General features: G+C 61.1%; 29 protein-coding genes. 10 read left to right on the plus strand and 19 right to left on the minus strand.

All coding sequences use genetic code 11. The features are described from left to right. Positions 1-270 precede the first annotated feature (270 nt). The 3 genes from G7047_RS21230 to G7047_RS21240 are packed head-to-tail and all read right to left on the minus strand — an operon-like array spanning position 271 to position 2,339. A complete protein-coding gene (locus tag G7047_RS21230; protein ID WP_166309837.1) occupies positions 271-810 on the minus strand; it encodes a DUF2946 family protein in 540 nt (179 codons plus the stop codon). A 27-nt stretch (positions 811-837) separates the two neighbouring features. Continuing rightward, positions 838-1,842: a YheT family hydrolase gene (locus tag G7047_RS21235; RefSeq protein WP_166309839.1), complete on the minus strand. Its 1,005-nt coding sequence runs from the start codon at positions 1,840-1,842 to the stop codon at positions 838-840. Between the two features lie 44 nt (positions 1,843-1,886). Further along, a complete protein-coding gene (locus G7047_RS21240; RefSeq protein WP_166309841.1) occupies positions 1,887-2,339 on the minus strand; it encodes a nuclear transport factor 2 family protein in 453 nt (150 codons plus the stop codon). A 210-nt stretch (positions 2,340-2,549) separates the two neighbouring features. On the opposite strand from G7047_RS21240, the gene G7047_RS21245 reads away from it, so the two are divergent. The 3 genes from G7047_RS21245 to G7047_RS21255 are packed head-to-tail and all read left to right on the plus strand — an operon-like array spanning position 2,550 to position 4,740. After that, the gene (locus tag G7047_RS21245) at positions 2,550-3,161 is read left to right on the plus strand and encodes a LemA family protein (RefSeq protein WP_166312193.1); all 612 of its coding nucleotides are present in this window, start codon (positions 2,550-2,552) and stop codon (positions 3,159-3,161) included. Between the two features lie 35 nt (positions 3,162-3,196). Then, complete coding sequence (locus tag G7047_RS21250; protein WP_371813815.1) at positions 3,197-4,132, plus strand: YgcG family protein; 936 nt, start codon at positions 3,197-3,199, stop codon at positions 4,130-4,132. A gap of 56 nt (positions 4,133-4,188) precedes the next feature. Then, positions 4,189-4,740 (plus strand): TPM domain-containing protein, encoded by a 552-nt coding sequence (locus G7047_RS21255; protein WP_166312195.1) that lies wholly within the window; start codon positions 4,189-4,191, stop codon positions 4,738-4,740. 268 nt (positions 4,741-5,008) lie between these two features. Here G7047_RS21255 and G7047_RS21260 read toward each other — a convergent pair whose 3' ends face one another. From G7047_RS21260 to G7047_RS21300, 9 genes are all read right to left on the minus strand, one after another. Continuing rightward, positions 5,009-5,425 carry a F0F1 ATP synthase subunit epsilon gene (locus tag G7047_RS21260; RefSeq protein WP_166309843.1) on the minus strand — a complete coding sequence of 139 codons (417 nt, stop codon included), beginning with the start codon at positions 5,423-5,425 and terminating at the stop codon, positions 5,009-5,011. Between the two features lie 90 nt (positions 5,426-5,515). Next, positions 5,516-6,925, minus strand: a complete 1,410-nt coding sequence (gene atpD, locus G7047_RS21265) for a F0F1 ATP synthase subunit beta (RefSeq protein ID WP_166309845.1) — start codon at positions 6,923-6,925, stop codon at positions 5,516-5,518. Positions 6,926-6,941: 16 nt separating this feature from the next. Next, positions 6,942-7,808 carry a F0F1 ATP synthase subunit gamma gene (gene atpG / locus G7047_RS21270; protein ID WP_166309847.1) on the minus strand — a complete coding sequence of 289 codons (867 nt, stop codon included), beginning with the start codon at positions 7,806-7,808 and terminating at the stop codon, positions 6,942-6,944. Positions 7,809-7,826: 18 nt separating this feature from the next. Beyond that, positions 7,827-9,386: a F0F1 ATP synthase subunit alpha gene (gene atpA, locus G7047_RS21275; protein WP_166309849.1), complete on the minus strand. Its 1,560-nt coding sequence runs from the start codon at positions 9,384-9,386 to the stop codon at positions 7,827-7,829. Positions 9,387-9,427: 41 nt separating this feature from the next. Then, positions 9,428-9,970 (minus strand): F0F1 ATP synthase subunit delta, encoded by a 543-nt coding sequence (locus G7047_RS21280; RefSeq protein ID WP_166309851.1) that lies wholly within the window; start codon positions 9,968-9,970, stop codon positions 9,428-9,430. A 10-nt stretch (positions 9,971-9,980) separates the two neighbouring features. Continuing rightward, positions 9,981-10,451 (minus strand): F0F1 ATP synthase subunit B, encoded by a 471-nt coding sequence (locus G7047_RS21285; RefSeq protein WP_166309853.1) that lies wholly within the window; start codon positions 10,449-10,451, stop codon positions 9,981-9,983. 35 nt (positions 10,452-10,486) lie between these two features. Beyond that, positions 10,487-10,735 (minus strand): F0F1 ATP synthase subunit C, encoded by a 249-nt coding sequence (atpE, locus tag G7047_RS21290; RefSeq protein ID WP_166309855.1) that lies wholly within the window; start codon positions 10,733-10,735, stop codon positions 10,487-10,489. A gap of 52 nt (positions 10,736-10,787) precedes the next feature. Then, the gene (atpB, locus tag G7047_RS21295) at positions 10,788-11,654 is read right to left on the minus strand and encodes a F0F1 ATP synthase subunit A (RefSeq protein WP_166309857.1); all 867 of its coding nucleotides are present in this window, start codon (positions 11,652-11,654) and stop codon (positions 10,788-10,790) included. A 33-nt stretch (positions 11,655-11,687) separates the two neighbouring features. Then, entirely contained in the window at positions 11,688-12,149 is a 462-nt protein-coding gene (locus tag G7047_RS21300) for an ATP synthase subunit I (protein ID WP_166309859.1), read from the minus strand. A gap of 284 nt (positions 12,150-12,433) precedes the next feature. Between G7047_RS21300 and G7047_RS21305 the strand changes: the two genes are divergently transcribed. Genes G7047_RS21305 through lipA form a run of 3 tightly spaced genes read left to right on the plus strand, consistent with a single transcriptional unit; the run spans position 12,434 to position 14,437 of the window. Then, complete coding sequence (locus tag G7047_RS21305; RefSeq protein ID WP_166309862.1) at positions 12,434-12,730, plus strand: YbeD family protein; 297 nt, start codon at positions 12,434-12,436, stop codon at positions 12,728-12,730. Positions 12,731-12,753: 23 nt separating this feature from the next. Beyond that, positions 12,754-13,440 carry a lipoyl(octanoyl) transferase LipB gene (lipB, locus tag G7047_RS21310; RefSeq protein WP_166312196.1) on the plus strand — a complete coding sequence of 229 codons (687 nt, stop codon included), beginning with the start codon at positions 12,754-12,756 and terminating at the stop codon, positions 13,438-13,440. 16 nt (positions 13,441-13,456) lie between these two features. Then, positions 13,457-14,437 (plus strand): lipoyl synthase, encoded by a 981-nt coding sequence (lipA, locus tag G7047_RS21315; protein ID WP_166309864.1) that lies wholly within the window; start codon positions 13,457-13,459, stop codon positions 14,435-14,437. 109 nt (positions 14,438-14,546) lie between these two features. Here the strand turns inward: lipA and fusA are convergent, their stop codons facing one another. Continuing rightward, the gene (fusA, locus tag G7047_RS21320; protein WP_166309866.1) at positions 14,547-16,565 is read right to left on the minus strand and encodes an elongation factor G; all 2,019 of its coding nucleotides are present in this window, start codon (positions 16,563-16,565) and stop codon (positions 14,547-14,549) included. On the opposite strand from fusA, the gene G7047_RS21325 reads away from it, so the two are divergent. Continuing rightward, positions 16,564-16,791, plus strand: a complete 228-nt coding sequence (locus G7047_RS21325; RefSeq protein WP_166309868.1) for a hypothetical protein — start codon at positions 16,564-16,566, stop codon at positions 16,789-16,791. The two genes, fusA and G7047_RS21325, sit on opposite strands and share 2 nt — an antisense overlap. A 201-nt stretch (positions 16,792-16,992) precedes the next feature. Here G7047_RS21325 and norR read toward each other — a convergent pair whose 3' ends face one another. Continuing rightward, positions 16,993-18,588: a nitric oxide reductase transcriptional regulator NorR gene (gene norR, locus G7047_RS21330; RefSeq protein ID WP_166309870.1), complete on the minus strand. Its 1,596-nt coding sequence runs from the start codon at positions 18,586-18,588 to the stop codon at positions 16,993-16,995. Between the two features lie 161 nt (positions 18,589-18,749). Between norR and hmpA the strand changes: the two genes are divergently transcribed. Further along, positions 18,750-19,928 carry an NO-inducible flavohemoprotein gene (hmpA, locus tag G7047_RS21335; protein WP_166309872.1) on the plus strand — a complete coding sequence of 393 codons (1,179 nt, stop codon included), beginning with the start codon at positions 18,750-18,752 and terminating at the stop codon, positions 19,926-19,928. A gap of 30 nt (positions 19,929-19,958) precedes the next feature. On the opposite strand, the gene ptsP is transcribed toward hmpA, so the two are convergent. The 4 genes from ptsP to G7047_RS21355 all read right to left on the minus strand — a co-directional run bounded on the left by ptsP (position 19,959) and on the right by G7047_RS21355 (position 23,223). Beyond that, positions 19,959-21,719 (minus strand): phosphoenolpyruvate--protein phosphotransferase, encoded by a 1,761-nt coding sequence (ptsP, locus tag G7047_RS21340; RefSeq protein ID WP_166309874.1) that lies wholly within the window; start codon positions 21,717-21,719, stop codon positions 19,959-19,961. 117 nt (positions 21,720-21,836) lie between these two features. Next, complete coding sequence (locus G7047_RS21345) at positions 21,837-22,106, minus strand: HPr family phosphocarrier protein (RefSeq protein WP_166309876.1); 270 nt, start codon at positions 22,104-22,106, stop codon at positions 21,837-21,839. After that, positions 22,075-22,527, minus strand: a complete 453-nt coding sequence (locus G7047_RS21350) for a PTS sugar transporter subunit IIA (protein WP_166309878.1) — start codon at positions 22,525-22,527, stop codon at positions 22,075-22,077. Before G7047_RS21350 ends, G7047_RS21345 begins: the two co-directional genes overlap by 32 nt. 138 nt (positions 22,528-22,665) lie before the next feature. After that, on the minus strand, positions 22,666-23,223 hold the full coding sequence (locus tag G7047_RS21355) for a hypothetical protein (protein ID WP_240939211.1): 558 nt from the start codon (positions 23,221-23,223) through the stop codon (positions 22,666-22,668). A 227-nt stretch (positions 23,224-23,450) separates the two neighbouring features. On the opposite strand from G7047_RS21355, the gene G7047_RS21360 reads away from it, so the two are divergent. After that, positions 23,451-23,954, plus strand: coding sequence for a TlpA disulfide reductase family protein (locus G7047_RS21360; protein WP_166309880.1), 504 nt, complete (start codon positions 23,451-23,453; stop codon positions 23,952-23,954). Between the two features lie 78 nt (positions 23,955-24,032). Here the strand turns inward: G7047_RS21360 and G7047_RS21365 are convergent, their stop codons facing one another. Next, the gene (locus G7047_RS21365) at positions 24,033-24,494 is read right to left on the minus strand and encodes a cytochrome c (RefSeq protein WP_166309882.1); all 462 of its coding nucleotides are present in this window, start codon (positions 24,492-24,494) and stop codon (positions 24,033-24,035) included. A gap of 186 nt (positions 24,495-24,680) precedes the next feature. Between G7047_RS21365 and G7047_RS21370 the strand changes: the two genes are divergently transcribed. Beyond that, complete coding sequence (locus tag G7047_RS21370; protein WP_166309884.1) at positions 24,681-25,337, plus strand: cytochrome b/b6 domain-containing protein; 657 nt, start codon at positions 24,681-24,683, stop codon at positions 25,335-25,337. Positions 25,338-25,380: the final 43 nt, after the last annotated feature.

A 25,380-nucleotide genomic window follows, 5' to 3' on the forward strand; every position in this document is an offset into this window, starting at 1 on the left:
ACTCTCTGCGCGACTGCGTCGCTCCGTTCAGGCAGCTTGCCGCAAAAGCGACCTGAAGATGTGTGTTCGGCACGTTGCTTCGCTCGTGCTGCATCCGGCGGTTTGCAGCGGCAAGTGCCGATGCAAACTTCAAGCACTGACTCACGGCAGATGTCTGACCGGAGCGAAGCGAAGGGTCGTGGGCAGCAGGGTCGCCTTTTCTTGCTTACTTCTTTTGGCGAAACAAAAGAAGGAATTCGCCCGCCGGGGCGAGACCCGGCCAACCAAGCTTCAAACAGCCAACACCAGACGAACAAACCCAAACCTCAGAGGCAGGTCAGAAAACATCACCTCTTCAGGCGAAGAAATCAACCCCGCCTCGATGCCAGCCGCCGCATCCACCATGTCCTGCGGATGCACCACCCCTACCCCGGCAGGCAGGACCAGATAGAGCCGTCCCTCCTCGTCCGTCAGCGCGGACTGCAGCGCCGCAATCCGCTGTGAAAGGCCCGTGTGGGTATGGATGTGCAATTCGCCGGATTCAAAACGGAGCCGCCACACCCACGGCGTGTTTTCCAGATCGACGAACACGCGCTGCGGGCCATTCTGGAAGAACCAACGGCCGTCGTCGTCTTCGAGGTAGTTGCGGCCGATGAAATCGCGCAGTTTCTCGTGCTCGATCCGGTCGCCGCGCGATGTGGGGAAGGGGCCTGTGGTCTGCACTTCGGCATCGCGCAGATACCAGTTGCCACGTGCGTCGAGGCCCAGCCAGCCGTGGCAGGCGGGGACGTTGGGCCATTTGGCCATTGCCTGTTTGACGATCTCATCCATCTCGAGATTGTGCCCTCACCGAGTCCATCAATGTTCGGCGAGCCAGCCGACGACCTGTTCCGGCACCATGCGCACATCGCCGGGCCAGTGGCCCTGCGCGAAGCCGACGTGTCCACCGTGCTGCGGTTGCCACAGGAGTATGTGCTTGCTGGCGTCCTGCGGACCCGGCAGGCTGGCTGCGGGCACGAAGGGGTCGTTGCGTGGGTTGATCACCAATGCGGGCACGCGCACCTGCGTGAGCAAGGGCTTGGCGGAAGCGCGGCGCCAATAATCGTCGGCGTCGCGAAAGCCGTGCAGTGGCGCGGTGAACACGTCGTCGAAACCGTGCAGATCGCGCACGCCGCGCAGACGCTCGGCATCGAACAGGTCGGGAAACTGCGCGAGTTTGGCGAGCGCCTTGGGGACCATGGAGCGCAAAAACATGCGTGCATAGATCTGGCGATTGAAGCCTTGGTCGATGGCTGCGCCACCCGCAGCAAGGTCCAGCGGCGCGCAAAGGGAGACCACACCGTCGACCATGCGCGCGGCGTTAGAACCCAGCTCTCCCGCCCAGCGCATGAGCGCGTTGCCACCGAGTGAAATGCCCACGGCGTAGAGCGGTGGTCGCACCACGGTGTTGGTGCCACCCTGGAGCTTTGCAAAGCGCTCGAGCAGCCAGTCCACCTCTTCGAAATCACCGGAGTGATATGCGCGCGGTGCGAGGTTGATTTCGCCGCTGCAGCCACGAAAGTGCGGCACGGCGAAGTTCCAGCCGCGCGCTGCGGCCACGTCGGCGAAGGCCTTGGCATAGTGGCTGTCCGACGAGCCTTCGAGGCCGTGAAACATCACCAGCATGGGTGATGGCGATGCCTCGGCATTCGGGCGCTGCAAGAAATCGACGTCCACGAAGTCCTGTCCATCTGGCGTTGGCCAGCGCTCGCGCCGCCACTGCGGGACAGACTTGGCATCTGACGAGGTGCTGCGCGCGCCCAATGCCGACCAGATCGTCTGGGCATTTCCACCGGGAAGCCACCAGGGGGCTGTGTACTTCATCTGCAAGTCAACGACTCCACCAAACCCGTCATGGGATCTCCAGATCAATGCAACACATGTGCGCGCGGTGGCGGCGCACCGCGTTCACCGGGAGTCGTGGCGCTTGCATGGTGCGCCACGATGCGCCAGCCCTGTGGCTGCTTCATGTACACGTTGGTGGCATAGACCAGCGCCTCGCGCGGGCCATCGGGGAGATTGACCACCACATGCTCGACCACATTGTGCACGGCACTTCCGTGGGAATCCATGCGCACGACTTCGCCGGGCTTGACGTTGAGGCCGCCGCGCTCGAGCATGCTGGCGAACAACTCGCGAATCGCTTGCACGCCCACCACACGCACGCCGCCGCCGGGATGCACGCAAAAGACGTCATCATCATCGGCCCAACAGGCCATCAGGCGCTCCAGATCAGCGGCTTGCAGTGCGTCATAGAACGCGGCTTCGACCTCATCGGGACTGCCCGCCAGCAAGGCCGCTCGCGTTGTGGTTCGTTTCATGGTTCACCATCAGACAAGGTTAAATTCTGTAATGCCGCGCCCGGCGGCTTGGGGGCCTACAAGGCGGGACACATAATTTATGCAAAATGTGTGACACTGCGCCCCTCGTCGGCCTTGGCATGCAGCCGATCACCGTGTGATCCGGCAGGGCTGCCGGCGGGCGCACGGTCTTTTGATCCAACCCACTTTCTACCTCATACGTCCATGACCATCAAACGCCTCCTTGGATTCATCGCGACAGTCGCCACCGCTCTGGCACTGACAGGCTGCGGCTACAACCAGTTCCAGCAGCTCGACGAACAGAGCAAGGCCGCTTGGAGCGAGGTGCTCAACCAGTACCAGCGCCGAGCCGACCTGGTGCCCAACATCGTGGCGTCGGTGAAGGGCGAGGCCAATTTCGAACAGGAAACGCTGACCAAGGTGATCGAGGCACGCTCCAAGGCCACATCGATCCAGGCCACGCCAGATCTGGTGAACAACCCCGAGGCATTCAACAAATTCCAGCAGGCACAGGGCGAGCTTTCCAGTGCGCTCTCGCGCCTGATGGTGGTCTCCGAGCGCTACCCCGATCTAAAAGCCAATCAGGCTTTCCGCGATCTGCGCGTAACGCTTGAAGGCACGGAAAACCGCATCACCGTGGCGCGCAACCGCTACATTCAGACCGTTCAGGAATACAACGTGTTGGCCCGCAGCTTCCCGAACAACCTGACGGCCATGGTCATGGGCTACAAGCCCAAGGCCAACTTCACCGTGCAAAACGAGGCTGAAATCAGCAAGCCGCCCGTGGTCGACTTCTCGGCTCCTGCCGCAAGCAAGCCTTGAACGTAGACTGAGTGGTCGTCGTCGTGCCGATTCTGATGCGAATGTTGTCTCCTGCGCATTTTCTGCGGGCCTGGCTCGCGGCATGTCTGTTGTGGTTTGGATGGGTTGGAGCACAGGCACAGCAGTTGCTACCCGTGCCCGCGCTTACGGCCCATGTGATCGACCAAACCAGCACGCTGGACGCATCGGCCAAGGCGGCACTTGAATCACAGCTCGCCGGCATCGAGCAGAAACACGGCTCGCAGGTGGTGGTGCTCATGGTGCCCACCACCGCGCCCGAAGACATCGCCTCGTATGCCAACCGCATCGGCAATTCCTGGAAAATCGGTCGCAAGGACGTGGGCGACGGCCTGATCATTCTCGTCGCAAAGAACGACCGGCGCATGCGCATCGAGGTCTCCAAAACCCTCGAAGGCGCGGTGCCCGACCTTGCTGCGGCCCGCATCATCGACGGTGCCATGGCGCCCAAGTTCAAGCAAAACGACTACGCGGGTGGCTTGCAAGCTGCAGTCGACCAAATCGGCGCGCGCATTGCGGGTGAAGCACTGCCCCTGCCCGAAACACCCAAGATGCAGGGCCAAGGCAAGCAGCAGTCCTCCGGTTTCGACTGGCAGGACATGGCGATCTTTCTGTTCTTCGCCGTGATGGTGGCCGGACCCGTCGTGCGCCGCATCTTTGGGCGCCCCATCGGCGGCCTGCTGATGGGCGGCGGCGTGGGCTTCATCGCCTTCATCGTCACCGCCAGCATCGGCCTGGCGGCGGGTGCTGGCGTGCTCGCGCTCCTCTACACCCTGCTCTTCAGCGGCAAAGGTGGCGGCGGGCCCATCGTGCACGGCGGCGGATTTCCGGGCGGCTTCGGCGGTGGTGGAGGCGGCTTTGGTGGAGGTGGCGGATTCAGCGGCGGCGGAGGGGGTTTCAGCTCCGGAGGCGGCGGTGACTTCGGCGGCGGTGGCGCGTCCGGCGACTGGTGATGATGAACCACACACCTTCCATGACCACCCACACCAAGGATCGAGGCACATCAACAATGGAACAGCAGCACACCCGGCACTCGGCAGGATTTTTTGCCCGGATCGCACGTCTGGTGCGCAACCGCATGGCAGAAGACTCGCTGCGCCGCGTGCTGCCCGAAGACGTGCAAAAGCGCCTCGCCCAGCGCGTGGTGGCCAGCGAAAGACGCCACATCGGCCAGATCCGCATCTGCGTCGAAGGTGGCCTGCCGCTGTCCTACATCTGGCGTTCGGCCAACGCCCATGAACGCGCTGTCACCCAGTTCGGCAAGCTGCGCGTCTGGGACACCGAGCACAACAACGGCGTGCTCATCTACCTGCTGGTCGCCGAGCACGCCATCGAAATCCTCGCCGACCGCGGCATCGCACGCAACATCGAGCCCAAGATCTGGCACGAGATGGTCGCACGCATGCGCGAGCAGTTCCGTGAAGGCCGCTACGAAGACGGACTGACCGAGGCCATCGCGGCTGTGACGGTCGCGTTGGTGGAGCAATATCCGGCGGTGGAAGGCGGGGGCGCCATGCACTCGAATGAACTGCCAGATGGTCCGGTGATCATTCAAGGCTGAATAGGAAGTCGGCTAGCCCGATAAGACTTCCGCGCCACTGCTCGCTCGATTCAAGCATTCCCTGAGAGCGTGAGAGCGATACGCGCATAGGCCGCCCATTGGGGGCGATTGAGAGTCTGTCTATTTGTGCAACATAGAAAACTTGTCGGGATTTTCACGGCTCGGCTTTCGCTTTGACATCGTAGCTCTGCCAATACATGGCCCTGAAACGAAAAAACCGCCCGAAGGCGGTTTTCATGAAGCGCTTGGACTCGCGAAAGACGAGTGCTCAGCGCTTCTGACGGAACTTGCGCAGTGCGGCGATCTGAGCGGCCATGACGGCCAGTTCAGATTGCGCGCGCGCCAGATCGACGTCGCTCTTGGCGTTCTTGAGGGCTTCCTCGGCGGCCTTGCGGGCTTCTTCAGCCTTCTGGTCGTCCAGGTCCTTGCCGCGGATAGCGGTGTCGGACAGAACGGTCACGCGGTCAGGTTGCACTTCCAGAATGCCTCCGGCCACGAAGACGAATTCTTCGTCGCCGTTGGGCAGCTCGATGCGAACGGAACCGGGCTTGATGCGGGTGATCAGCGGAGTGTGCTTGGGCAGAATGCCCAGCTCGCCAGCTTCACCGGGCAGCGCAACAAAGCGTGCCTCGCCGGAGAAGATCGACTCTTCGGCGCTGACCACATCGACGTGGATGGTGTTCATGTTGGGCTCCTGGAAAAGGTTGGAAAACGACGGCTTGTTCAAGCGTTTGGCTGACTGGCAGCAAAGGTGCTGCCGGCCAGCCAAGGCTCATCAAGCAGCCATCTTCTTGGCCTTTTCGAAGGCTTCGTCGATCGTGCCGACCATGTAGAACGCCTGCTCTGGCAGGTGATCGCACTCGCCAGCCACAATCATCTTGAAGCCGCGGATGGTTTCCGCCAGAGAAACGTACTTGCCTGGAGCGCCAGTGAACACTTCAGCGACGTGGAACGGCTGCGACAGGAAACGCTGGATCTTGCGAGCACGGGCCACGAGCATCTTGTCTTCTGGGGCCAGTTCGTCCATGCCCAGAATCGCGATGATGTCACGCAGTTCCTTGTAGCGCTGCAGCGTGCCCTGCACTTGGCGGGCCACGGAGTAGTGCTCTTCACCCACGACTTGCGGGTCCAGCTGACGGCTGGTGGAATCGAGTGGATCGACCGCAGGGTAGATACCCAGCGAGGCGATGTCACGCGACAGCACCACGGTGGAGTCCAAGTGAGCGAAGGTGGTCGCAGGCGATGGATCGGTCAAGTCATCGGCTGGCACGTAAACGGCCTGGATGGAAGTGATCGAACCCACCTTGGTCGATGTGATGCGCTCTTGCAGACGGCCCATTTCTTCGGCCAGCGTAGGCTGATAACCCACGGCAGACGGCATACGACCCAGCAGAGCGGACACTTCGGTACCGGCCAGTGTGTATCGGTAGATGTTGTCCACGAAGAACAGAACGTCCTTGCCTTCGTCACGGAACGCTTCAGCCATCGTCAGGCCGGTCAGCGCAACGCGCAAACGATTTCCTGGTGGCTCGTTCATCTGGCCGTAGACCATGGCCACTTTGGACTCGTTCAGGTTGGCTTGATTCACCACGCCTGCGTCGGACATTTCGTGATAGAAGTCGTTGCCCTCACGGGTACGCTCGCCCACACCAGCGAACACCGACAGACCGCCGTGGCCCTTCGCGATGTTGTTGATGAGTTCCATCATGTTCACGGTCTTGCCCACACCGGCGCCACCGAACAGACCCACCTTGCCGCCCTTGGCGAAAGGAGAGATCAGGTCGATCACCTTGATGCCGGTTTCCAGCAATTCCTGCGATGGCGACAGTTCGTCGTATGCAGGAGCCTTGCGGTGGATGGGAGCGGTGAGGCTCTGATCCACGGGACCACGTTCGTCGATGGGGTTGCCCAGCACGTCCATGATGCGGCCGAGGGTCGCCTTGCCGACCGGCACGGTGATCGGGTGGTCCGTGTTGTAGACCATCAGACCGCGCTTGAGGCCGTCGGAAGAACCCAGAGCAATGGTACGCACGATACCGTCGCCCAGCAGCTGCTGGACTTCGAGGGTCAGTGCCGAACCGTCGAGCTTCAGGGCGTCATACACCTTGGGCATTTGGTCGCGTGGGAACTCAACGTCCACCACAGCGCCAATACATTGAACAATCTTGCCTTGTACTTGAGCCATTTTTTGCTCCAGAAATTTAAACTGCCGCGGCACCCGACACGATCTCCGAAAGTTCTTTCGTGATCGCGGCTTGGCGCGTCTTGTTGTAGACCAGCTTCAGTTCGTTGATGACGTTGCCCGCATTGTCTGTAGCGGCCTTCATGGCCACCATGCGTGCGGACTGCTCGGAAGCCATGTTTTCAGCAACCGCTTGATAGACAAGCGATTCCACATAGCGCACCAGCAATTCGTCGATCACGGTCTGAGCATCGGGCTCATAGATGTAATCCCAGCCATGCTCGGACTTCTCGGCCTGCATCTTGTCGGAGGACAGCGGCAAAAGCTGCTGCACCACCGATTCCTGCTTCATGGTGTTGATGAACTTGGTGTACGAGAGGTACACCGCGTTGATCTTGCCTTCCGCGTAAGCGTCGAGCAGCACCTTGACCGGGCCAATGAGCTTTTCCAGATGCGGCGTGTCGCCAAGGCCCGTCGCATGAGAGACCACCTTGGCGCCGATGCGGTTCAGGAACCCGAGGCCCTTGTTGCCGATCGCCACAGCCTGCACGGTCACACCATCGCCCTGCAATTCGCGCAGTTTGGTGGTGACGGCACGCAACACGTTGGTGTTCATGCCGCCGCACAGACCCTTGTCAGTCGTCACCACAATGACGCCGGCCACCTTGGAATCATTCACCTTCATGAAAGGATGAACGTATTCCGGGTTGGCCTGGCCCAGATGCGCAGCGATGTTGCGCACCTTTTCACTGTATGGACGAGCAGCGCGCATGCGGTCTTGAGCCTTGCGCATCTTGGCCGCGGCCACCATTTCCATGGCCTTAGTGATCTTCTTGGTGTTTTCCACCGATTTGATCTTGCCGCGTATTTCCTTACCTGCTGCCATGATGGTTCCTCGTCCGGATTAAACGAACGACTTCTTGAACGCAGCGATGGCTTGGGACAGCTCGGCCTCGTCCTTGCCTTCCTTGTCGAAAGCACGGTTCTTGTCCAGACGCTCCACCAAGCCAGCGTAGCTGGTCTTGAGGAACTGGTGCAGACCGTGTTCGAAAGGCAGAACCTTCTTCACATCGATGTCGTCCAGGAAGCCCTTGTTGGCAGCGAACAGCGAAGCCGCCATCATGCTGATGGGCAGCGGGCTGTACTGAGGCTGCTTGAGCAGTTCAGTCACGCGCGCACCACGGTCGAGCTGCTTGCGGGTAGCTTCATCCAGATCGGAAGCGAACTGCGCGAACGCAGCCAGTTCACGGTATTGAGCCAAGTCGGTACGGATACCGCCGGACAGGCCCTTGATCAGCTTGGTCTGGGCAGCACCACCCACGCGCGACACCGAGATACCGGCGTTGATGGCGGGACGGATACCGGCGTTGAACAGGCTGGTTTCCAGGAAGATCTGACCGTCAGTGATCGAAATCACGTTGGTAGGAACGAAAGCGGACACGTCACCGGCTTGGGTTTCGATGATTGGCAGAGCCGTCAGCGAACCTGTCTTGCCCTTGACTTCACCCTTGGTGAAGGCTTCCACGTAGTCAGCGTTCACGCGAGCTGCGCGCTCGAGCAGACGGCTGTGGAGATAGAACACGTCGCCAGGGAACGCTTCGCGGCCTGGTGGACGGCGCAGCAGCAGCGACACTTGACGGTATGCAACGGCTTGCTTGGACAAGTCGTCATACACGATCAGTGCGTCTTCGCCGCGGTCGCGGAAGTATTCGCCCATCGTGCAGCCCGAATAGGCCGACACGTACTGCATCGCAGCCGATTCGGAAGCGGTGGCAGCCACGACGATGGTGTAATCCATCGCGCCGGCTTGCTCGAGAGCACGCACCACGTTCTTGACCGAAGAAGCCTTCTGGCCGATGGCTACGTACACGCAGACAACGCCCTGACCCTTCTGGTTGATGATGGCGTCGATCGCGACGGCAGTCTTGCCGGTCTGACGGTCGCCAATGATCAGTTCGCGCTGGCCACGGCCGATTGGCACCATGGCGTCGATGGCCTTGGTACCTGTCTGCAGAGGCTGGTCAACGGATTGACGTGCGATAACGCCTGGGGCGACCTTTTCGATCACGTCCGTCATCTTGGCGTTGATTGGGCCCTTGCCGTCGATCGGCTGACCCAGAGCGTTCACCACGCGGCCGACGAGTTCGGGGCCGACGGGCACTTCCAGAATGCGGCCCGTGCATTTCACGGTGTCGCCTTCGGAGATGTGCTCGTACTCGCCCAGAATCACGGCGCCGACGGAGTCGCGCTCGAGGTTCAGTGCCAAGCCAAAGGATGGCTGGCCATCGGAGCCTGCTGGGAATTCCAGCATTTCGCCCTGCATCACATCGGACAGGCCGTGCACGCGCACGATACCGTCAGTCACGGAAACAACCGTGCCCTGGTTACGGATATCAGCGCCAGCGGCCAGCCCTTCGATGCGGCTCTTGATCAGTTCTGAAATTTCAGCGGGATTGAGTTGCATGACTCTTTCCTTCAATTTTGGTTAGCCGGGTCCTCGCCGCATCACGCAGTGAGGGCTGCTTTCATTTGTTCGAGTCGTGCCTTGACCGAAGTGTCGAGCACCTCGTCTCCGACGACCACACGCACGCCACCGATCAGCGACTCATCCACCTTGGTGGAGAGTTCCAGCTTGCGGCCGAAACGCTTTTCGAGCGAAGCACGGAGATCGGCGAGAGCGGCCGCATCCATCGGGAAAGCGCTGTAGACCACTGCGTCCGAAGAACCCTTGCTGGCGTTCACCAGCGAGCGGAACTGGGCGGCGATCTCTGGCAGCACATCCACGCGACCGTTGTCGATCACGGTCTTCAGGAAGTTGGTGGCCATGGCAGGCATCTGCGTGCGGATGACCGAAGTGAACAGACCGAGCAGCTGCTCGGGTGTCACCTTCGGGTTGTCGGCCAGCGAACGGACTTGAGGATCGGCGGCAATCGCCGCCATCTCGTCCGTCCATGAAGCCGTGGCCGTCAGGTCCACGCCTGCAACATCTTTGCAGGCCTTGAACAGAGCCTCAGCGTAAGGGCGGGCAATGGTGGCGAGTTCTGCCATGGTTGCTCCCTTACAGCTCGGTCTTCAGACGGTTCAACAGGTCCGCGTGAACGCCAGCGTTGACTTCCTTGCGGAGAATCTGCTCGGCTCCCTTGACGGCCAATGCCGCCACCTGCTCACGCAGGGCTTCACGGGCTTGAATCGACTGCTGTTGGGCTTCAGCCTGGGCTGCAGCGACAATCTTGTTGCCTTCTTCTGCAGCGCGTGCTTTTGCCTCTTCAATGATGGCCTGTGCGCGGCGCTCGGCATCAGCCAGGCGCGTTGCAGTTTCGTTGCTGGCGGCGGTCAATTCCTGCTTCACGCGCTGGTCTGCAGCGGCGAGTTCGGTCTTGGCACGGTCAGCAGCAGCGAGACCATCAGCGATTTTCTGGGCTCGTTCATCCAGTGCCTTCGCAATCGGGGGCCACACGAACTTCATCGTGAACAGCGCCAGAATCAGGAAAACAATGGCCTGAACGAACAGGGTCGCATTGATACTCACGGCAACACCTTTCTATCTAGGGCGTTGATCGGAGCTTAAGCCAGGACGAAGGGGTTGGCGAAAGCGAACAGCAGAGCAATAGCAACACCGATCAGGAACGCAGCGTCGATCAGACCAGCCAAGATGAACATCTTGGTTTGCAGTTCGTTGATCAGTTCAGGCTGGCGTGCCGACGATTCCAGGAACTTGCCACCCATCAGAGCAATACCGATCGAAGCGCCGATAGCGCCGAGACCCACGATCAGACCACAAGCCAGAGCGACGAGACCGAGAACGTTTTCCATGATGACTCCTACGAAGAAAAGAAAGAAAGGTTAAGAAAAAGGAAAGGAAAGATCAGTGAGATTCATGCGCCTGGCCGAGATAAATCAGCGTCAGCATCATGAAAATGAAGGCCTGCAGGGTGATGATCAGAATGTGAAAGATCGCCCAGATAGAGCCTGCAATGATGTGCCCCACGGGGAGCAACACACCAGAGAGCGACATAGCGGCTGCGCCACCCATCAGGGCAATCAGCATGAACACCAACTCACCAGCGTACATGTTGCCGAACAGTCGCATACCGTGCGATACCGTCTTGGCAACGTATTCAATGATCTGCATGAGCAGATTCACAATGCCGAGGATCACGGCAAAGACAGGATTCTTGCTGGTGCCGAACGGCGCAGTCACCAGTTCGTGAGCCCAGCCGCCAGCGCCCTTGATTTTGACGCTGTAGTAGAAGCACAGGATCAGAACGGCGGAAGACAGGCCCAGTGTGGTGGACAGGTCGGCGGTAGGCACCACGCGCAGATACGCATGTGGATCAGCCGTGCCGTGCTGCCACAGGAGAGGCAGCAAATCCACTGGCAGCATGTCCATGGCGTTCATCAGGAAGATCCAGACGAACACGGTCAGCGCCAGAGGAGCAATGAATTTGCGCGATTGCGCGTTGTGGATGTTGGCCTTCGCCTGGTTGTCCACCATTTCCACCATCATTTCCACCGCCGCTTGGAAGCGACCGGGAACGCCGGAGGTGGCTTTGCGCGCAGCAAGCCAGAAGAGGAACAAAAACACCGCGCCAAGAATCACACTAACGGCGATCGAGTCGAGGTTCACCACGGAGAAGTCGATGATGGACTTCTGCTTGATGTTTTGGAGATGCTGCAAGTGGTGACGGATGTACTCACTGGCAGTCATGACGTGCGCTTCTTCTGCGGCCATCGGACAACTCTTCTCTCAATTAATCAATCAGTTCTACTTACTGCGACGCACCAAAAGTGCAACCCAATAAGCCTTCATAGTGACGACCATGCCAATCAGCAAAGCCAACCAGCTCACTCCGGCAAGGATCCGGGGTGCAGCTACCAGCATGGCCACCGTCAACAAAATCTTGACCAGCTCCCAGCCAAAGAGCCCGACCATGGCACCGCCTGCGGAACCACCGCGCCCGCGGGCCAAGCCTCGCGCAAACACTAGCGACGGTATCACCACCGACAAAACGCCATATGCCACCGAATACGCAATCTGCGCCTTCGACGACACCAGCCATGCCACCAGCACGGCTGTCGCCCCCACGAGCGCCTGAGCCAGAACGATCCACCATATGGAAAGCGTCTTGTGTCTCGTGCGCCACTCCTGCGCTTCTTGCGCAGTCAGGGGCTTGAAATCGGAATCTTCAACCTCAGTTTCGGTCTCAGGCGTCATGTCTTTGTTCATTAGGCGACGCCCTTGTAACAGACCAAATCTTTAACAAAGCTCTTGATTATAAATAGAAACCCGGACAGGTCGATAGCACCCGCCTCGTTTCTTACATTCTCGGGGCGCTGCCGCATGCTCTGTCGCCCTCAACCAACGGGAATGGGCATACATGCAATCTTTGCTTGCCAAAGCGCTCCGGCCCTGCTTTGACAGGGGCTTAGCGCCGTGGAGCTTGCGATTTTGCACTTTGCCCTTACATGATGGTGACAGGCAATCCACACCAAGACTGCGAGTACACCACCATGACGACCGAAGCCACCACCCAAACCCCCGATCCCCGCAAGGAATCCCTGATCGAATACCCATCGAAGTTCCCCATCAAGGTCATGGGTGACGACGCGGAAGGCTTCGTGCAGGCGGTGACCAAGATCGCCGAGGAGTTCGATCCCACCTTCGACGCCAGCACCATCGAATTGCGCAACAGCAAAGGCGGCAAATATCTCGGCGTGACGGTGACGATCACCGCCACCAGCCGCGAGCAGCTGGACAACATCTACCGCGCGTTCACCTCGAACCCGATGGTCAAGGTCGTGCTGTAAGTCGCGTCGTGACCCCTCCTCTCATGCAGGTTCGCGCACTCGGGCGGGTCGACTATGTCGACACCGCCCTTTCCATGCAGCAATTCACCCAGAGCCGCACCGCCGACACCCCCGATGAGCTCTGGCTATGCGAGCACAACCCGGTGTTCACGCAGGGCATCGCCGGCAAGGCCGATCACCTGCTGCATCCGGGCGACATTCAGATTGTGCAGACCAACCGTGGCGGTCAGGTGACATACCACGGCCCCGGTCAGTTGATAGCCTACCCGCTTGTCGATCTGCGCCGCGCTGGCTATTTCGTCAAGGAATACGTCTACCGCCTGGAAGAGGCCGTGATCCGCACGCTGATGCATTTCGGCGTCACCGGGCACCGCGTCGCCCATGCGCCCGGCGTGTATGTGCGCCTTGATGATCCGAGCGGCCACGGCATGCTCGCGCAGCGCCCGCAGAAGGGTCTTGAGAAGGACGACGCGCAGGACTTCAACGGACTTGGGAAAATCGCCGCTCTGGGCATCAAGGTCTCGCAGCACTGCACCTACCATGGCTTGGCGCTGAACGTGAACATGGATCTGGAGCCCTACACCCGAATCAACCCGTGTGGTTACGCAGGGCTGCGAACGGTGGACCTCTCTACAATGGGCGTCACAATCCCCATTGATGAGGCGGCCCATGTGCTGGCAGACCAGCTGCAGCGCCGCCTTGCCCCCTGAACAGACGAGCAGAGCCATGAGCACACCCGAAGTCGTACGCGAAGCGCAATCGGCAGAAGCCTACAACCCGCTGGCCAAGCAGAAGGCGGCGGCCAAACTCTCGCGCATCCCCATCAAGGTCGAGCAGGGCGAGATCCTGAAGAAGCCCGAGTGGATCCGCGTGAAAGCCGGCAGCCCCACGACGCGCTTCTACGAGATCAAAGACATCCTGCGCGAGAACAAGCTGCACACCGTCTGCGAAGAAGCCTCCTGCCCCAACATCGGCGAATGCTTCGGCAAGGGCACGGCCACGTTCATGATCATGGGTGACAAGTGCACCCGCCGCTGCCCGTTCTGCGACGTGGGTCACGGTCGTCCCGATCCACTGGACAAGGACGAGCCCCTCAACCTCGCCAAGACAATTGCGCAGCTTCGCCTCAAGTACGTGGTGATCACCAGCGTCGACCGTGATGACCTGCGCGACGGTGGCTCGGGTCACTTCGTCGAATGCATCAAGAACATCCGCGAACTCTCGCCCACCACGCAGATCGAAATCCTCGTGCCCGACTTCCGTGGCCGCGATGACCGCGCGCTCGACATCCTCAAGGCCGCGCCGCCTGACGTGATGAACCACAACCTCGAAACCGCACCGCGCCTCTACAAGGAAGCGCGCCCCGGCTCGGACTACCAGTTCTCGCTCAACCTGCTCAAGAAGTTCAAGGCACTGCACCCCAACGTGCCGACCAAGAGCGGCATCATGGTGGGCCTTGGCGAGACCGACGAAGAAATCCTGCAGGTGATGCGCGACATGCGCGAGCACAACATCGACATGCTCACCATCGGCCAGTACCTTGCGCCGTCGAACAGCCACCTGCCCGTGCGCCGCTATGTGCACCCTGACACCTTCAAGATGTTCGAGGAAGAGGCCTACAAGATGGGCTTCTCGCACGCTGCCGTCGGTGCGATGGTACGTTCGAGTTATCACGCGGACCAGCAGGCACACGCCGCCGGCGTTTGATTCTTCAAACGCATCCGCTCAAAGAAAAACCGCGCCAAAAAAAATTGGCGCGGTTTTTTTATGGATGAAAAGGAGTGCCCCACTGCATGGCGAGACACCCTCTTGTCGTTCAGGCAGCGGCCATTTCAGCCACGGCCTGCGGTGCTACCTGATAGCCGTCGAACTGCATCGAATACTGCGCGCGGCCCGATGAGAGTGCGCGCAGCGTACCGATGTAGCCGAACATCTCTTTGAGCGGCACCAGCGCATCAACCACCGTCGCGCCCGCACGCAGCGCATGGCCGCGCACTTGGCCTCTGCGGCGGTGCAGGTCGCCGATCACGTCGCCCAGATACTCGGCGGGCGTGATCACCTCGACAGCCATCACCGGCTCCAGCAGTTGCGGCTTTGCCTTCAAAAAGGCATCGCGCAGCGCATGACCCGCAGCCAGCTCGAAGACCATCGCCGACGAGTCGCGCTCGTGGAAGCCACCATCGAGCAACACCGCGCGGAAATCGACGGCCGGATAGCCCGCCATCGGCCCCGCGTCGGCCGCTCGCCGAACGCCCGCCTCCACCGCAGGAATGAACTCGCGCGGGATGGCGCCGCCGACGATGCGGCTCTCAAACTGCACGCCAGCGCCGCGCTCCAAAGGCTCGACGCGCAGCGTGAGCTGCGCGAACTGGCCTGGGCCGCCGCTCTGCTTCTTGTGCACATGCGACAGCTCCGCCGCTACGGCAATGGTCTCACGATAGGCCACCTGCGGGCGCCCCACCACCACCTCCACGCCGTAGCGCTCGCGCAGCTTGTTGACAGCCACTTCGAGCTGCAGCTCACCCATGCCCGACAGAATCGTCTGGCCCGATTCCTCGTCCTGACGAAGTCGCAGGCTCGGGTCCTCGCGCAGCATGTTGTGCAGCGCGCGGGACAGGCCCTGCTGGTCCGCCTTGGTACGGGGTTCGAGCGCGAGATGGATCACCGGCTCCGGCACGACGATGGATTCCAGCTGCACCGGGTGCGCAGGATCGCTCAGGGTCTGACCCGTGAGCGTGTCCTTGAAACCCACCACCTCAGCGATTTCGCCAGCCACCAGCTCGTCGCGCTCGATGCGCTTGTCGGCATGCATCTCGTAGAGACGCGCCGCACGCTCCATACGCCCAGTAGCGGTGTTGAGCACGGTGTCGCCACGACGTAACCGGCCCGCATACAGGCGCACGAAGACCATGCTGCCGTGCTCGTCCGCGACCACCTTGAAGGCCAAGGCCGCTAACGGTGCATCGACGCTCGCGCTCGCAATGCCTTCGCGTTCACCAGGCGCGGGAAGCCAGTCGACCACTGCATCGAGCAGTGTCTCAACGCCGCGATTGCGGAAGGCCGATCCCGCAAGCACCGGCACGAACGCACGTCGTTGCACACCGAGACGAATGCATTGCAGCAGTTGCTCGACCGACGGCTCTTCGCCGCGCAGCCAAGCCTCAAGCGCTGCATCATCCTGCTCGACCACGGCCTCCAGCAGACGCGCACGAGCGGCCTGCGCTGCAGCCAGCATCTCGACGGGAACCGCTCCTTCCTGCATAGGTTCAGATGCATCATCACGCACCCAGGTCAGCGCGCGCATGCGCAGCAGATCCACAATGCCGACGAAGCCCGCCTCCGCGCCGATGGGCAAGTGCACAGGCACTGCCTGCACGCCCAGGCGCTCGCGCATCGACGCGACCACGCGTTCGAAGTCCGCACCCGTGCGATCGAGCTTGTTCACGAACGCGATGCGCGGCACCTCGTGCCGGTCGGCAAGACGCCAGTTGGTTTCGGTTTGTGGCTCCACGCCCGCGACACCATCGAGCACGACGACCGCGCCGTCGAGCACGCGCAGCGCACGACCAACCTCGATGTTGAAGTCGATGTGGCCGGGCGTGTCGATCAGGTTGATCTGCACATCGCGCCAATGCACAGTGGTCGCCGCGCTATTGATGGTGATGCCGCGACGCCGCTCCTCGGGATCGAAGTCCATGTGGGCCGCGCCATCGTGCACTTCGCCCATGCGATGGCTCTCGCCCGTGTAGAAGAGAATGCGTTCGCTGGTGGTGGTCTTGCCCGCGTCGACGTGGGCAATGATGCCGATGTTGCGGATGTTTTTCGGGTAGTTCATGGTGAATCTTTCCGGCCTTCTTTCAAGCTTCAAGAAAGAAGAAGGCCTCATGTCGGGACGATCAAGCCGCCCCGGCATGGATTCACCGAAGCTGGCTCAGCTCAGAAATACAGTCGATCGGCCGGAACACTGGCGCACGCGTACACGCAGGTATCCCACGTTCCGGCGGTCGGAAATCGTGGCGATCAACTTGTCGAAGGTGCGGGTGAACATGATTCAAAAATGAAAAGCGGAAAAAAACAAAACCCCGGAAGACCTTGCCTGCCGGGGTTTATGAGCCGGAAGGACACTGCCTTCCGAATGCCATCGAAAGGACGCAGCTATGCAGCGAACGTGATTTGGAGGGCGTTGAATTTGAACATTCGCATATTGTCGTACTTTCGCGAAATGCTTGCAATACGCGGTGCAGGTTGCGCGCAATGCGCTCTCACTGCAACGGCACGCCGAGGCGTCGAGCAAGTCGCTGCAGATTCGCACGATCAACCTGCAGCTCGCGCGCTGCGGCTGCCCAGCTCGATCCATTGCGCGCCAAGCTTTGTGCGATCAACTGACGCTCGTAGTGCTCCACGGCACTGCGCAGTCCGGTCACAGGTGCATGCTCCTCATCTGTCTGCACAGGCGCTGCCAAAGCAGCATCGGCAGAAGCTACGGCACGCTGCTGCATGCCATCCCCCAGATCCTGACGCCGCAGCGTGACGATGCGCGCACGATACGCATTCCGGTTGCCGGACTCCGATGCGCGACTCAGCGCCTTGAGCACCGCCCGACTGAGCAAGTGTTCGAGTTCACGCACATTGCCAGGCCAGTCATGCTGAAGCAGCGCGGCCTGCGCATCGACATCGAGCCGCAGACCGCCAAGCGCGAGCCGCGAGCGGTTCTCTTCCAGAAAGAAACCCGCGAGCTGCAGCACATCGCTGTCGCGCTCGCGCAGCGCGGGCACCTGCAGCGGATACACGCTGAGACGATGAAAAAAATCCGCGCGCATGCGGCCCGCCTGCACTTCATTCGCAAGATCGCGGTTGGTCGCGGCAATGATGCGCACATCGACATGGTGCTCGCGATCCGAACCGAGGCGCTGCAGCTGACCGCTCTGCAGCACGCGCAGCAGTTTGGCCTGCACCGGCAGCGACAGCTCGCCCACCTCATCGAGAAACAGCGTGCTGCCATGCGCGTGCTCGAACTTGCCGCGCCGCTCAGACAATGCGCCGGTGAATGCGCCGCGCACATGGCCGAAGAGTTCGCTTTCCACCAGACTTTCGGGAAGCGCTGCGCAATTGATGCTCACCAGCGGCCGGTTCGCACGCAGCGAGCGCGCATGCACGGCCTGAGCAACGAGTTCCTTGCCAACGCCCGTCTCGCCGGTGATCAGCACCGTCAAATCGCTCTCGGCCACCAGCGCGATGTCAGCTTTGAGCTTCTGCATCACCGGGCTTTGGCCAACCAGATTGCGAGGCGCGAACGCCTCGGTGTCGTCGCTGCGCCCCGCCCCCACATGAGCCGCAGTGCGCGCAAGCTGACTCACGCGTTCCGCCGTCGTCACCGTGGCCGCCGCAAGATTGCTGAAGGCCTGCAGCACGGCCAGTGAATGCGGATCGGACAAGCGTCCTTCCTCGATCGCATCCAGCGTGAGCAGGCCCCAGGTCACGCCGCCGACCTGCAGTACGCAACCCATGCAGTCGTGCACATGCAGCGATGCATGCGGTGCGTTGACCAGCCCGTCGTAGGGATCCGGCAACGGGCTGTCGGGAGCAAAGCGCATAGCCTGCCCCGCCGCCATCAACTGCGCGAAACGCGGATGCTCGGCAATGCGAAAACGCCTGCCCAGAGCGTCGGGCACCAGCCCGTCAATCGCGAGCGGACGCAGCCACTCGCCATCCTCCAGTTTCAGCAGCGCGGCGGCATCAGCGGGAAGCACGGTCCGCAACGCCGCCAGCAGCCGACGCAGCCGCTCGCGCTCAGGCAGCTCCTGCGCCAGATCGGCGACCAGCGGAATGAGGGCATGCAGCGTGGCGGAGATAGTCAATTTGACTCCATGTGCCGTCAAAAAGACGCAAATTGATGAAAGTCATATTGACTCATATTTCAGCAAACCTTTGTCAGGCAATGGATTTTCAACTGGCATGCCGATTGCAAAGAAGTGAGCAGACACCTTTTCAAAGCCATACACAAGGAGCTTTTTCACCGATGCTGACCGAACAACAGAAAAACATCGTCCGTTCCACCGTCCCGCTGTTGGAGACCGGCGGCGAGGCGCTCACCACGCACTTTTACCAAATCATGCTTGCCGAACACGCCGAGGTGCGCCCGCTGTTCAACTCCGCTCACCAGCAAAGCGGCGCGCAGCCGCGGGCGCTCGCGCACAGCGTGCTCATGTACGCCAAGCACATCGACCGCCTCGAGGCACTCGGCAACCTGCCTGCGCAGATCATCAACAAGCATGTGGCGCTGCAAGTGCAGCCGGAACACTACCCCATCGTCGGCAGTTGCCTGCTGCGCGCGATCCGCGAGGTGCTGGGCGCAGACATTGCCACCGACGAAGTGCTGACTGCATGGGGCGCCGCCTACCAGCAACTGGCCGACATCCTGATTGGCGCGGAAGCCCAAGCCTACGACCGCAATGCCGGCGTCGACGGTGGCTGGCGCGGCGCGCGTGCCTTCATCGTGCGCAAGAAGGTGCAGGAGAGCAGCGAGATCACGTCGCTGCACCTCGTGCCCGCCGATGGCGGCAACGTCATGGCGCACGAGCCTGGTCAATACATCGGCCTGCGTTTGGTCATCGATGGCGCAGAACAGCGCCGCAACTATTCACTCTCCGCACCGAGCAATGGTGAGAGCCTGCGCATCAGCGTGAAGCGCGAAAGCGGCGGCAAGGCATCCAACCATCTGCACGACACCGTCAAGGAAGGCGACACGCTACAGGTGTTCCCTCCGGCAGGCAACTTCACGCTCAAGGAGACCGACCGCCCACTGGTGCTGATCAGCGGCGGCGTGGGCATCACCCCGACCCTGCCGATGCTGCAAGCAGCACTGCAGGGTGACCGCGAAATCACCTTCATCCACTGCGCGCGCGAACGCGGCGTGCACGCGTTCCGTGAACAGATCGATACGCTCGCAAAGCAGCATCCACAGCTCACGCGTCACTATTGTTACGACCACGCCACAGCAGATGACGATGTGAGTGCGCAGGGTCTGCTGACAGCGCGGCAGCTCGGCGACTGGCTGCCGGCATCGCGCAATGCCGACGTGTACTTTCTCGGCCCACGCGGATTCATGCGCTCAGTGAAGCAATCGCTTGCGCAGCTGGGCGTGCCACAGGAGCAAGTGCACTACGAGTTCTTTGGCCCCGCTGAAGCGCTTGACTGAAGACCGCCGCAAATGATCTGCGCTGCGGCCTCAGCCGCCGCTGCAGATCATTTCTGGCTCATCGCTGTCGAGCACCATCCGGGCCCACTCGGTGAGCTTGCCCGCATCGGCCCGCAGAATCTCCTGCTTGACCGCCAGAATCTGCGCCGGATGCATCGAGAAACTGCGCAGGCCGAAGCCGAGCAGCAGCTTGGTCATCGTCACGTCACCGGCCATTTCGCCGCAGACGCTGACCTCCTTGCCCGCCTCGTTCGCCGCAGCGATCACATCGGCTATCAGACGCAGCACGGCCGGATGCATCGGGTCGTAGAGATGCGCAACGGCTTCGTCCGCGCGATCAATGGCGAGCGTGTACTGCACCAGGTCATTCGTGCCGATGGAGAGGTAGTCGAAATACTTCAGGAAACTGCGCACCATGAGCGCGGCGGCCGGTACTTCGATCATCGCGCCGATCTTGAGGTCACCGTACGGCACACCGCGCATGTCGAGCTCGGAGCGAGCGATGTCGAGCTGCGCAAGCGTCTGCCGGATCTCGCCCACGCCGGACAGCATGGGAAACAGCAGATGCACCGGCCCATGCACCGCCGCACGCAGGATCGCGCGCAGCTGGGCACGGAACATCACCGCATCGGCCAGGCTCCAGCGAATCGCACGCAGCCCCAAAGCGGGATTGAGCACCGAGTGCTCGCGCTGGCCTTTGTCAAGCGGTTTGTCCGCACCGATGTCGATCGTGCGGATCGTCACGGGGGCGCCTTTCATCCCCTCGAGTGCCTCACAATATGACGTGTACTGCTCATCCTCGTCAGGCATTTTTCCGGCCCGGCCCATGAACAGGAATTCGGTGCGAAACAGGCCCACACCGGCCGCGCCACCGCGCATCGCAGCCTCGCAATCGCCGGGGCGTTCAATGTTGGCCAGCAATTCAATCGACTGCCCGTCGAGCGTGACGGCTGGCGTATGCCGCAAGCGTGACAGGCGTTCGCGTTCGAGCGACACCTGACGCCGACGAAACCCATACTCTTCGAGAATGATGGATGACGGATTGACGATCACCACGCCAGCGTCGCCATCAATGACGACCCAGTCGTCCTGGCGCACCAACTGGCTGGCGCTGCGTGCGCCGACCACCGCCGGGATGTCCATGCTGCGAGCCACGATGGCAGTGTGTGATGTTTTGCCACCCACGTCGGTGATGAAGCCCGCGAACACGCTGCTCTTGAACTGCAACATGTCGGCTGGCGAAAGGTCGTTGGCGACCAGCACCAATGGGTCTTCAGCAAAGTCTTCGCCGAGACCGGTGAGCGTGGGCTGCGCCCTGCGCGGACTGGCTGGCGGCGCCACCGGGCTGGCAACGCCGCGCATATAGCGCAGAATGCGTTCGGCCACCTGTTCCAGATCGGCCTTGCGCTCGCGCAGGTACTCGTCTTCCATCTCGTCGAACTGACGCGTGATGAGTTCAAGCTGTGTGGTCAGTGCCCACTCGGCGTTGTAGAGGCGGTCAGAGATCCAGCGCTTGACGCCGTTCTCGAGCAGCTCGTCCTGCAGCAGCATCAGATGCACATCGAGCAGCGCGGCCAGCTCGTGCGGCACGTCCGCTGGCAGGTCTTCCTGCATGCGTTTGAGCTCTTCGACCACGGTGTCCCGCGCTCGGCGCACACGCTTGATTTCGTCGAGCACCTGTGTTGGCTCGATGAAATAGTGCACCACTTCCATGCGGCTCGATACCGCGATCACGGCCCTGCCTATGGCGATTCCTGGAGCCACCGCCAATCCATGTATTGCGAATGTCATGGTCGCTCAGCCTCCAATTTTTATCCCTGCAACGGCACAACCCATCGCTTCATGCCGCAGCGTTCCTTGCTTCGAACCTCATGCCTGCCAGCCGCACGTGCAACAGGCGGACTTCGCTCATTCGCCTTCGCCGAATTTTCCGTCAATCAACGCGATGAGCGCGTCCATCGATTCGGCTTCCTGCTCGCCATCGGTCTCGATCTCGATCTCGGTGCCGATACCAGCCGCCAGCATCATGACACCCATGATGCTCTTGGCATTCACACGGCGCTCGCCGCGCGAGATCCACACGTCGCACGGGCAACTGCCTGCCAGCTTGGTGAGCTTGGCCGACGCACGGGCGTGCAGTCCCAATTTATTGCTGATGATGATGCTTTTCTTGATCATTTGTAGAACTGTTCATTCGAACCTGATTCTGGGGCGCGGACGGCGCAACCTGCATCACGCCCTGCGTGCCACCCGCCATGGCGCGCGCCACGAGCGAATCGAGTTCTTCTCTGCGATAGCACACGGAGCGCAGCAGCATGGGTAGGTTCACGCCGCAAATCAGGCGCACACGCGTGCCATCCGTGAGGCGCTGGGCCACATTGCAGGGCGTGGCGCCAAACACGTCGGTGAGCAGCAGTATGGGACCCGCATGCTGGTCGAGCATGACCTGCGCCGCGGCCTGCGTTTCTTCCGGTGGCTCATTGGGCGGAACGTCCAAGGCCAAAACTTCATCCTCGCATTCGGGAAACACGTGAAGCGCACATTCGCGCAGCGCATGTGCCAAGGGTGCGTGAGCGATGATGAGAATATGCGTCGTCATGTTGGAAGATATCTGGAAGCCATTATGGCGGTATGCCGACATGCGCATGCTGCCCGCGCCATTGAAACCAGTGATGCGATAAGCAAACAATCGTTGCAACCCGGGTTTTCAGGGGTGCGCGTGCGCGCTGTAAACAGCCTATTGCAACGTGATCGACTCCAGAAAACCGTCAGCCATAGCGTCGTCCCGCTTGTCAGCGTAGACCACCGCATGCACGAGTTGCACCTTGCCGCCGTTGAGCCGCGCCACCCAGACCGCATCCACCTGCACGCTGCTGCCGTCGGGCCTGCGCCCCACGCTCTGCATGCGAACAGACTGCGGCACATTCAACCCGCCCTTGCGCGAGAAGGCGCGCTCCTCTGGCGGCGTTCCAGATGATTGTTTGGGCAATTGCAGCTGCGCTCGCACGGCATCGTGCCAGAGCGAGAGTACGCTGCTGATGCGCGATGGATCGCTCAGCTCCATCCACGACATCGCGAACAGCGCCCCTTTGGCCTCGCAGCCGATCATGGAGAGCTCGACATTGTCATGCCCCAGCTCCACGGTCTTCGAGCCATGGTCGGGCTTACAGGGCAGCGAGACGGTCAGATGCGCGCTCTCGACCGGCACATTGCGCCAGTTGAGCGCGGGACTGCAGGCGGCAAGCGACAGCGCCGCACACGCTACCAAAGCCAGAGCACACAAAGCGCGTCGCACGGATGTCTGCGGAAGGGTGCCAAATGCTTGCATGTGACGATTATGGAGTCAGCCTGCGCCAGAAGACTTCAGGGCCATCCCTTGCACGACACGATAGAACTTTTGGCGCCAGGGCAGCTCTATCTTCCCAAGCCCTCGTTTATCGGGTTGCGGCACAATGGGAGCCGATGCCCGGCAGGCGGTCTTCGATGGAACGACGAGCGGCGCGTCCTCTCAGGAACGATGAAATGAATTTCAAAAAGTGGCTGGCCGCCGCCGTGGTGGTGGCATTTGCAGGCGCAGGCGCCTGGGTTTTCCTCGGCACCGGCACATCGCCCGCGCCGCAATCGACCTTTGTGCTGCTGGACGGCTCCACCAAGACCACCGACCAGATGAAGGGCCGCGTGACGCTGGTGAACTTCTGGGCCACAAGCTGCACCACGTGTGTCGCGGAGATGCCCGAGATCATCAGCACCTACCAGAAATACAAGGACAAGGGCTTCGACACGCTGGCCGTTGCCATGCAGTACGATCCACCAGCCTATGTGGTGAACTACGCCGAATCGCGCAAGCTGCCATTTCAGATCGCCATCGACAACACCGGCGCCAACGCCAAGGCCTGGGGCGACGTGAAGCTCACGCCCTCCACCTTCATTGTGGACAAGCAAGGCAAGATCGTGAAATCCTTCGTCGGTGCGCCCGATTTCGCAGAGCTGCACAAGCTGATCGAAAAGCTGCTCTCGGAAGCCTGATCGGCACGCGATTGCCCAAAGCACAAGAGGCCGACTCCAGCGCTGGAGTCGGCCTCTTTGCCTTGTGAGGATTGAAGCTTACTTGTTGCGGTAGGCGTCGTGGCAGGATTTGCAGCTGTTGGCGGTCGCGCCGAACGCGGCCTTCATGCCTTCGAGAGTGCCGGTCTTGGTAGCGACGGCCAGCTTGGCGGACTCCGCCACCAGCTTGTCGGCATGCTCCTTGAACTTCTCGGGCTCCAGCCAGATGTCGTCCTTGGCCTTGGTGGGGGCACCCTTTTCGGTCCCCGGACCAAAGGCAGCCCACGGCAGCTTGGCCATCGCGGCCACCACATCGGCGTTTTCCTGCGCGGCCTTGGCGTCAAACGGGATCTTGCCCTGCGCCATTGCACCCAGACGACCGAAATGCTGTCCCATGACGAACAGCGCGCCCTGGCGATATTTGATGGCGTCTTCCGCCTTGGCGAACTGCGCCGATGCTGGCAGCGCAAACAGGGTGCAGGCCGAGGTGGCAAGAATCGTGGCTAGCGCTTTGTATTTCATCGTGGCGACCTTTCGTTCTTTCTTGGTTGAGTGGGGAACACGGACACATTCAAAATAGCCGACAAGGCGGCCGAATGCATGACACATCCGCCCTTTGCCCACTATCATCGGCCATTGTGTCCGCTTCCTATTGGAAGTGCACGCGGGTTGCGCTTTATTTCAAACAACGCCCACGAAATCCACGGTATGCCCAACACCTCTGTCCGCATCTGGGACCTTCCCACACGTCTGTTTCACTGGGCACTTGCCATCTGCATGGTGTCTCTTGTGGTGACCGCCAAGCTGAACGCCATGGACTGGCATTTCCGACTGGGATACTGCGTGCTCGCGCTGCTGGTGTTTCGCGTGATGTGGGGTCTCGTGGGGGGGTACTGGTCGCGCTTCAAGAGCTTTCTGTTCACGCCGAGCCAGTTTGCAAGGCATCTCGCTGGCAAGGAAGACCATTCGACTGGTCATTCGCCGATAGGCGCGCTGTCGGTGTTCACACTGCTGCTCGCGCTAGTCCTTCAGGTCATGACCGGGCTCATGAGCGATGACGAAATTTCCGTCTCCGGCCCGCTCACCCGATTTGTCTCTGGCGAACTGGTCAGCACCGCGACGTGGTGGCATGCCAAGATCGGGCAGTACCTCATCTACGTTCTGGTCGGATTGCATGTACTCGCAATTGTGGTCTATGCAGTGCGCGGCAAGAAGCTGCTCGCTCCCATGATCACCGGCGACAAGCAATTGCCCGCCGCCACCCGCGCCTCAAGCGACAGCGCGGCCACCCGCATCGCCGCACTGGTTCTGCTGGGGGCGGCCGGTGGATTTGCCTGGTGGGTGTCCACATTAGGGTCAATCTGAAATCGACATGCCGCAAGCAGCGACTACACTGGGTTCATCATTG

The sequence above is a fragment of the Diaphorobacter sp. HDW4A genome (assembly GCF_011305995.1).
In the GTDB taxonomy this organism is placed as follows: Bacteria; Pseudomonadota; Gammaproteobacteria; order Burkholderiales; family Burkholderiaceae_C; genus Diaphorobacter_A.

Excerpts from the sequence above, each read along its gene's own strand:
- G7047_RS21230 (WP_166309837.1), bottom strand. The coding sequence starts at position 810 with ATGGATGAGATCGTCAAACAGGCAATGGCCAAATGGCCCAACGTCCCC.
- G7047_RS21235 (WP_166309839.1), bottom strand. The coding sequence starts at position 1,842 with ATGAAGTACACAGCCCCCTGGTGGCTTCCCGGTGGAAATGCCCAGACG.
- G7047_RS21240 (WP_166309841.1), bottom strand. The coding sequence starts at position 2,339 with ATGAAACGAACCACAACGCGAGCGGCCTTGCTGGCGGGCAGTCCCGAT.
- G7047_RS21250 (WP_371813815.1), top strand. The coding sequence starts at position 3,197 with ATGCGAATGTTGTCTCCTGCGCATTTTCTGCGGGCCTGGCTCGCGGCA.
- G7047_RS21255 (WP_166312195.1), top strand. The coding sequence starts at position 4,189 with ATGGAACAGCAGCACACCCGGCACTCGGCAGGATTTTTTGCCCGGATC.
- G7047_RS21260 (WP_166309843.1), bottom strand. The coding sequence starts at position 5,425 with ATGAACACCATCCACGTCGATGTGGTCAGCGCCGAAGAGTCGATCTTC.
- atpD (WP_166309845.1), bottom strand. The coding sequence starts at position 6,925 with ATGGCTCAAGTACAAGGCAAGATTGTTCAATGTATTGGCGCTGTGGTG.
- atpG (WP_166309847.1), bottom strand. The coding sequence starts at position 7,808 with ATGGCAGCAGGTAAGGAAATACGCGGCAAGATCAAATCGGTGGAAAAC.
- atpA (WP_166309849.1), bottom strand. The coding sequence starts at position 9,386 with ATGCAACTCAATCCCGCTGAAATTTCAGAACTGATCAAGAGCCGCATC.
- G7047_RS21280 (WP_166309851.1), bottom strand. The coding sequence starts at position 9,970 with ATGGCAGAACTCGCCACCATTGCCCGCCCTTACGCTGAGGCTCTGTTC.
- atpE (WP_166309855.1), bottom strand. The coding sequence starts at position 10,735 with ATGGAAAACGTTCTCGGTCTCGTCGCTCTGGCTTGTGGTCTGATCGTG.
- atpB (WP_166309857.1), bottom strand. The coding sequence starts at position 11,654 with ATGGCCGCAGAAGAAGCGCACGTCATGACTGCCAGTGAGTACATCCGT.
- G7047_RS21300 (WP_166309859.1), bottom strand. The coding sequence starts at position 12,149 with ATGAACAAAGACATGACGCCTGAGACCGAAACTGAGGTTGAAGATTCC.
- G7047_RS21305 (WP_166309862.1), top strand. The coding sequence starts at position 12,434 with ATGACGACCGAAGCCACCACCCAAACCCCCGATCCCCGCAAGGAATCC.
- lipB (WP_166312196.1), top strand. The coding sequence starts at position 12,754 with ATGCAGGTTCGCGCACTCGGGCGGGTCGACTATGTCGACACCGCCCTT.
- lipA (WP_166309864.1), top strand. The coding sequence starts at position 13,457 with ATGAGCACACCCGAAGTCGTACGCGAAGCGCAATCGGCAGAAGCCTAC.
- G7047_RS21325 (WP_166309868.1), top strand. The coding sequence starts at position 16,564 with ATGGTGAATCTTTCCGGCCTTCTTTCAAGCTTCAAGAAAGAAGAAGGC.
- fusA (WP_166309866.1), bottom strand. The coding sequence starts at position 16,565 with ATGAACTACCCGAAAAACATCCGCAACATCGGCATCATTGCCCACGTC.
- hmpA (WP_166309872.1), top strand. The coding sequence starts at position 18,750 with ATGCTGACCGAACAACAGAAAAACATCGTCCGTTCCACCGTCCCGCTG.
- ptsP (WP_166309874.1), bottom strand. The coding sequence starts at position 21,719 with ATGACATTCGCAATACATGGATTGGCGGTGGCTCCAGGAATCGCCATA.
- G7047_RS21345 (WP_166309876.1), bottom strand. The coding sequence starts at position 22,106 with ATGATCAAGAAAAGCATCATCATCAGCAATAAATTGGGACTGCACGCC.
- G7047_RS21350 (WP_166309878.1), bottom strand. The coding sequence starts at position 22,527 with ATGACGACGCATATTCTCATCATCGCTCACGCACCCTTGGCACATGCG.
- G7047_RS21360 (WP_166309880.1), top strand. The coding sequence starts at position 23,451 with ATGAATTTCAAAAAGTGGCTGGCCGCCGCCGTGGTGGTGGCATTTGCA.
- G7047_RS21365 (WP_166309882.1), bottom strand. The coding sequence starts at position 24,494 with ATGAAATACAAAGCGCTAGCCACGATTCTTGCCACCTCGGCCTGCACC.
- G7047_RS21370 (WP_166309884.1), top strand. The coding sequence starts at position 24,681 with ATGCCCAACACCTCTGTCCGCATCTGGGACCTTCCCACACGTCTGTTT.